The organism is Thioalkalivibrio sp., assembly GCF_041690275.1.
Taxonomy (GTDB): Bacteria; Pseudomonadota; Gammaproteobacteria; order Ectothiorhodospirales; family Ectothiorhodospiraceae; genus Thioalkalivibrio.
This window is the reverse complement of the sequence record NZ_JAWLHP010000124.1, coordinates 1-2,576: the sequence shown is the minus strand read 5'-3', so window position 1 is coordinate 2,576 and position 2,576 is coordinate 1. Positions and strand designations below refer to the sequence as shown.

Annotated in this window: 2 protein-coding genes; both read left to right on the top strand. The window is 72.3% G+C overall.

Annotated elements, in window-relative coordinates; genetic code table 11:
* The first annotated feature begins 181 nt into the window (after positions 1-181).
* Positions 182-952: an SDR family NAD(P)-dependent oxidoreductase gene (locus tag ACESMN_RS13645; protein WP_373054155.1), complete on the top strand. Its 771-nt coding sequence runs from the start codon at positions 182-184 to the stop codon at positions 950-952.
* Positions 952-2,364, top strand: coding sequence for a cryptochrome/photolyase family protein (locus ACESMN_RS13640; protein ID WP_373054154.1), 1,413 nt, complete (start codon positions 952-954; stop codon positions 2,362-2,364). The genes ACESMN_RS13645 and ACESMN_RS13640 overlap by 1 nt, the downstream gene beginning before the upstream one ends.
* Positions 2,365-2,576: the final 212 nt, after the last annotated feature.

The following is a 2,576-nucleotide window of genomic DNA, read 5'->3' as shown; positions in this document are numbered from 1 at the left end:
GGCCTTGTGGGAGCGGCCTCTGGCCGCGATTGGCCCCGGGCACCTCCCCCAACGCCGCATCGCGGCTGGAAGCCGCTCCTACGAGCTCCCCGGGATCGGGCCCAGTGGAGCCCCCTGAGCGAAACAGGCGCTTCCGCGGGCCGAACATGGCCACCGCCACCGACAACCTGAGGAACGTTCCATGCATCAGCAAACGCTCGTCGTGACCGGGGCCGCAGGCGGCGTCGGCAGTGCCCTGCTCCACACGATCGACCCCGCCGCCTACCGGGTCGCACTGGTCGGCCGGGACCAGGCCCGACTCGACGATGTCATCGCGAGCCTGCCGAAGGGGCTTGAGGCGATCGCCATCGAGGCCGATGTCAGCGAGTCCGAGGGAGCCAGTGCCGCGATGGCGGCCGCCGCCGAGGGCCTTGGCGAGGCCCCGACGCAGCTGGCCCACTGCGCCGGCACCACGCTGCTCTCCCCGCTGCACCGCACCACCGACGCCCAGTACCGCGAATGCCTCGGCGCCAACCTCGACAGCGCCTTCTTCACCCTGCGCGCCTGGCTGCAGCACCGCCTGAAGGCCAAGGACTCGTCCGGGGCGGCGGTGCTGTTCAGTTCCGTGGTGGCGCTGATCGGGGTCGGCAACCACGAGGCGATCGCGGCCGCCAAGGGCGGTATCGCCAGCCTGGTACCGGCCGCGGCCGCGAGCTACGGCGCACAGCGGATCCGCGTCAACGGCGTCGCGCCGGGGCTGACCCGCACCGGCGCCACCGAGCGCCTGTTCGCCGCCAAGGGGGCGGAAGAGCAGATCACCGCGCAGTATCCGCTCGGCCGCTACGCCCGGGCCGAGGACCAGGCCCGTGCCGCGGCCTGGCTGCTGTCCGAGGACGCGAGCTGGATCACCGGCCAGGTCCTGCCGGTGGACGGGGGCTTCACCGCGGTGCGCCCGATGGTGCGCCCGCGCTGATGGGCGCCACCCTGGTCTGGCTGCGCCGCGACCTGCGCCTGGGTGACCAGCCGGCGCTGGCCGCCGCCGCCGAGCGGGGCGAGCCGGTGATTCCGGTCTTCATCCACGCGCCGGAGGAAGAGGCCCCCTGGGAACCCGGGGCCGCGTCGAACTGGTGGCTGCACCACAGCCTTGCGCACCTCGGCGCGACCCTCGAGAACCGGGGGAGCCGCCTGATCCTGCGCAGGGGCGCGAGCCTCGACACCCTGCGCGCGCTCGCCCGCGAGACCGGCGCGGACGCGATCTTCTGGAACCGGCTCTACGAACCGGCGGTGATCCGCCGCGACGCGGACATAAAAAAGGCCCTCCGTGAAGAGGGCCTGACCGCCACCAGCTTCAATGCCGCGCTGTTGCACGAGCCGTGGCAGATCGCGACCGGCGCCGGCAACCCCTACAAGGTCTTCTCGCCGTTCTGGAAGACCTGCCGGGCACACGGCATCGACAACGCCGCCCCGGTGATCACGCCCGAGCGCCTCGCACCGCCCGCGCGATGGCCGCACGCGGAATCGCTGGCGTCCTTCGGCCTGCTGCCGCGGACCCGCTGGGACCAGGGGCTGGCCGAGACCTGGACGCCGGGCGAGGACGGCGCCATGGCGCGGCTCGAGGGCTTCATCAAGGAGACCGTGCACGACTACGGAAAGACGCGCGAGCGCCCCGACCAGGACGGCACCTCGCGGCTCTCGCCGCATCTGCACTTCGGGGAGATCTCGCCCCGGCAGATCGTCCGGGCGCTGCAGGAGGCGGGGCTCAGCCTGGATTCCGGGGGTGCGGAGCACTTCGTCCGCGAGGTGGGCTGGCGGGAATTCGGGCACCACCTGCTGTATCACTTCCCGCACACCACCGACGCGCCACTGAACCCGCGCTTCGAGCACTTCCCCTGGCGCGAGTCGGCCGAGGAACTGCGCGCCTGGCAGCGCGGACGGACCGGCATCCCCATCGTCGATGCCGCGATGCGCGAACTCTGGCAGACCGGCTGGATGCACAACCGATCGCGGATGATCGTGGCCTCCCTGCTCACCAAGAACCTGCGCATGCACTGGCTGCACGGCGCCCGCTGGTTCTGGGACACCCTGGTCGACGCCGACCTCGCCTCGAACACCCTTGGCTGGCAGTGGGCCGGCGGCAGCGGCGCCGACGCCGCGCCCTACTTCCGCATCTTCAACCCCGTGCGCCAGGGCGAACGCTTCGACCCCGACGGCCGCTACGTGCGCCAGTACGTCCCCGAGCTGGCAGATCTCCCCGCCGAGGCGATCCACAGCCCGTGGGAAAGGCGGCGCGACGCGAACACCCCACCCGCCGGCTACCCGGCCCCCCTCGTCGACCTCAAGCGAAGCCGCGAAGCCGCCCTCGAGGCCTTCAAGGCCCTCCCGTAGGGGTCGGACCTCCGCCCCCACCCATCGCCGGAAAAGCCCCCGTAGGAGCGGCCTCCCGGCCGCGATCCCCTCACCGCCCAATCGCGGCTGGAAGCCGCTCCTACAAGACCCTCCCGGAACCCCCGTGGGAGCGGCCTCCCGGCCGCGATCGGGTTTGGGGATAGCACTCGCCGCCTGATCGCGGCTGGAAGCCGCTCCTACGAGACCCTTCC